The following is a 3121-nucleotide window of genomic DNA, read 5'->3' as shown; positions in this document are numbered from 1 at the left end:
GACCAAATCCGCCTGTCTACCCGCCATCATGAAACGCTCCCAAATGTCCGATGAGAGCATATACAATGATGCTTACTTCAGTTCCAGATGACTAGGGCCAACCCGCGCGATGCGGAGAAGCGGGTTGCCACCACGCGCGTGAACACCAGGCCGGTGGTGAAGATCCCCGCGACCTGGATGACGAGGTAGGTCGCGTAGAGCTGGGACAGCCCACCGCTCTGCTGTGTCATGGCCAGATAAGCCAGTCCCATCACCGCAAAAGCGATAATCACCGGCCGCCGCACACCCGCGCGATCGAGGAACGCGCCGGCGAATGGCGAGATCAGCGCTGCCGCGATTGCACCGTTGTGCGCGAAGGCGATTTCGCCACGCGACCATCCGAATTCCTCTTCCCACGGTCGGATGAACAGGCTGCCTGTCCAGTGAGTCAGAGAATAGCCGCTCGCCATCCCGATGGAACAGGCAACGAGGGCGCGCCAATTGCGACGCCACTCTTCCGACGCTGGCGGAGCGACGACGGATGCGGGACCGTGCATCGTCAAAACCGGACCGTAGCCTCGATCCCGTAGGTTCTTGGCGGGGATAGAGCGGCGCTGGAATTTGGCGACGAATAGACCGGATAGATCACGTCGAAGACGTTCTTCATCCATCCAGCAATGGTCAGTTTGGTCGAACCCAAGGGTATGTCCTGCATGGCGATACGAACATTGGCGAAGTCGCGCTTCATCGGCTCGCCATAGGCGTTGTTCGCGATGCGGCTGACGGCATCGAACGAACTCGACCAAGTCCAGTCGGCATGGGCGGCAAAGCGCGGTCCGCCAAGGTCCGGCGATAGATAGTCTGCCGCTAGAGTTCCCGAATGCTTGGGCAGGTTGTTTATATAGAATGCTGCGCCCGGGTCGATCGTCCGCAGGATGTCGGGTAGGCGGCCCTCAAGATAGGAATAGGTGGCGACCAGGGTCACGCCGCGAGCGGGATTGACCGACAATTCGGCCTCCAGCCCCTTGACGATGGATTTGCCAGGCGCGTTGATGGTGGTGGTCAAGGAAGGTGTCGCCGGATCGAGGATGACCGAGAGCTGCCGATCGGTGACGGTGTTGCGGAATGCCGCGATGTTCAGGATGGCGCGCCGGTCAAACAGGGCGGACTTAAGGCCAATTTCGTAGGTGCGATTGACTTCCGAACCGAACGGGCGAAACGCGGGGTCCCGAACGCTGGTACCGCCAGCGCGATAGGCTTGCGCATAGCGGACATAGGCGTTGATGTCAGGGGTAATTTCGTAGGCGACGGTCAGCGCAGGATCGATGCGCTCCTCTTTGAAGTCGCTGACGAGCGGGGTGATCGGCTGGCCAGCGGCAATCGTGCGAACCGCTGACTTGGTGTCGTTCGTGTATCGTACGCCCGGAGTAATGTGCAGCTTGTCCCCTGCAAAGGCTGGCGTCCATGTTGCTTGCGCAAAGGCGGCATAGGATCGCGATTTGGAAGTCTGGTCGTTCGGCCCTTGCCCAGGGAATGGCAGACTGTAGGGATTGGTGGCAATGAAATCAGTGTATACACCATCTGCGCCGCTGTCGGCAAAAACGCCATTATAGAACGTTTCACGAACGTCGCGAACCTTTTCGCGGAAGAAGTATCCGCCGATAACCCATTTGAGTCCGTCGGTGTCACCGAGGAGTTGCAGTTCCTGACTGAACTGCCGCTGCTCAATGATATTGAAGGCCCCGACGCCAGTGAGCGCGGTGATCCGCGTGTCGGGGCCAATGGTGCCAAGTGTGCCGAAGCGCGGATCGGGCTTGAGTTGACCGGCCAGCACATTGAACGGGATCAGGCTGGCCGACCCTCCAAGGGAGATCGTTCCGGCACTGTGCAGCTTACGCCAGGCCGAAATCGATTTGACGGTAAGACTGTCGGCAAGATCGTACTGCGCGGTCAATGTATGTCCACGGGTGCGAGAAACGAGCGGTTCGACAAAGATCGTCGAATAGGCACGATCGGTCCGCCGTCGATAGCTCTCTGTCGGACGCGCTCCGTTCAAGAAGGTCGAAGGCACGACGTAGGAAGGCGACGGATCATCCGGGTTCACCAGGACCCGCCAGTCCGCCGTGCTCGAAGCGGTTGCGTGGTCGTAGGCATAGTCGATGATCGCGCCATCGATTGGGCGCCAACGAACCGAGACGCGCCCGCCTTCGTTATCGACCGCAGCAAAATCGTCCTGGCGGGCGAGGCCGGGGAGCGGCGGTCCGTTCTTGGTGTAGCCGTTATGCTTGGCCTTCAGATAATCGACTTTAATCGCGAACCCGGCCAGCTCCGGCAGGTTGACATGCGCTTCGTACCGGCGATCGCCGAAGTTTCCGAGCCCCGCCTTGACGCGACCTCCAAATTCACCCGTCGGCTTGCTCGAAACGATGCGGATCGCACCGCCCTCCGCATTACGGCCGAACAAGGTGCCCTGCGGACCGCGCAAGACCTCGATACGCTCCGGATCGGCTATTTCGGTGCCGAGACCCTGTGCACGACCTAGATACACGTCGTCGAGATAGATCGCGACGCCGAGCTCGGCCGTGCCCTGCGTGGGATCGACGTTTGAGATGCCGCGCATGTCGATCGTCAAGGCCTGCCCGGCGCCGCCGAAAGGTTGCACCTGAACACCGGGCGGCGGCGAGGTGACGAAGTCGGTGAGCGTGTTGATGCCCTTGGTTTCGAGCTCCTGCGCGGTAATCGCGGTAATGGCGATCGGCACGTCCTGCAGATTCTCGGCCCGCTTCTGGGCGGTTACGATGATTGCGCCGAACGTCGGTTCGGAAACGTCGCGCGCGACCGGCGGAGCGGTCTGCGCCACGACCGAGGCGGGCATGGCGATACCGCCAAGCAATACTGCTTTGAATACTTCTCTCATTTTCCGTCCTCTTCCCAGGCACCCTTTTATAGACGGTAAGGTATCTATAACTATGCCGGCAAGCAAGGGTTAATCTCACTTACGCTTTTTAAGTATCAACAATCCTCATGTTGAGCCTGCCTGCGTTATGAATTAGGGTCCGGACCCATAAACGGGATTCACAGCGAGGCTTTGATGTGATTCACCTGCTTTCAGCGAGGAGGCATGGTGAATGGCGGATTTCTT

Annotated in this window: 2 protein-coding genes; both read right to left on the bottom strand. The window is 59.7% G+C overall.

Annotated features, from left to right (window positions below; genetic code table 11):
• Positions 1-77: 77 nt before the first annotated feature.
• Positions 78-449 (bottom strand): MFS transporter, encoded by a 372-nt coding sequence (locus B5X69_RS20450; RefSeq protein WP_079640305.1) that lies wholly within the window; start codon positions 447-449, stop codon positions 78-80.
• 89 nt (positions 450-538) lie between these two features.
• Positions 539-2896: a TonB-dependent receptor gene (locus B5X69_RS20445; RefSeq protein WP_079640304.1), complete on the bottom strand. Its 2358-nt coding sequence runs from the start codon at positions 2894-2896 to the stop codon at positions 539-541.
• Positions 2897-3121 lie beyond the last annotated feature (225 nt).

This window comes from Sphingopyxis flava (assembly GCF_900168005.1).
Taxonomy (GTDB): Bacteria; Pseudomonadota; Alphaproteobacteria; order Sphingomonadales; family Sphingomonadaceae; genus Sphingopyxis; species Sphingopyxis flava.
Note: the sequence above shows the minus strand (reverse complement) of the source record. Positions and strands in the feature narration are given on the sequence as shown.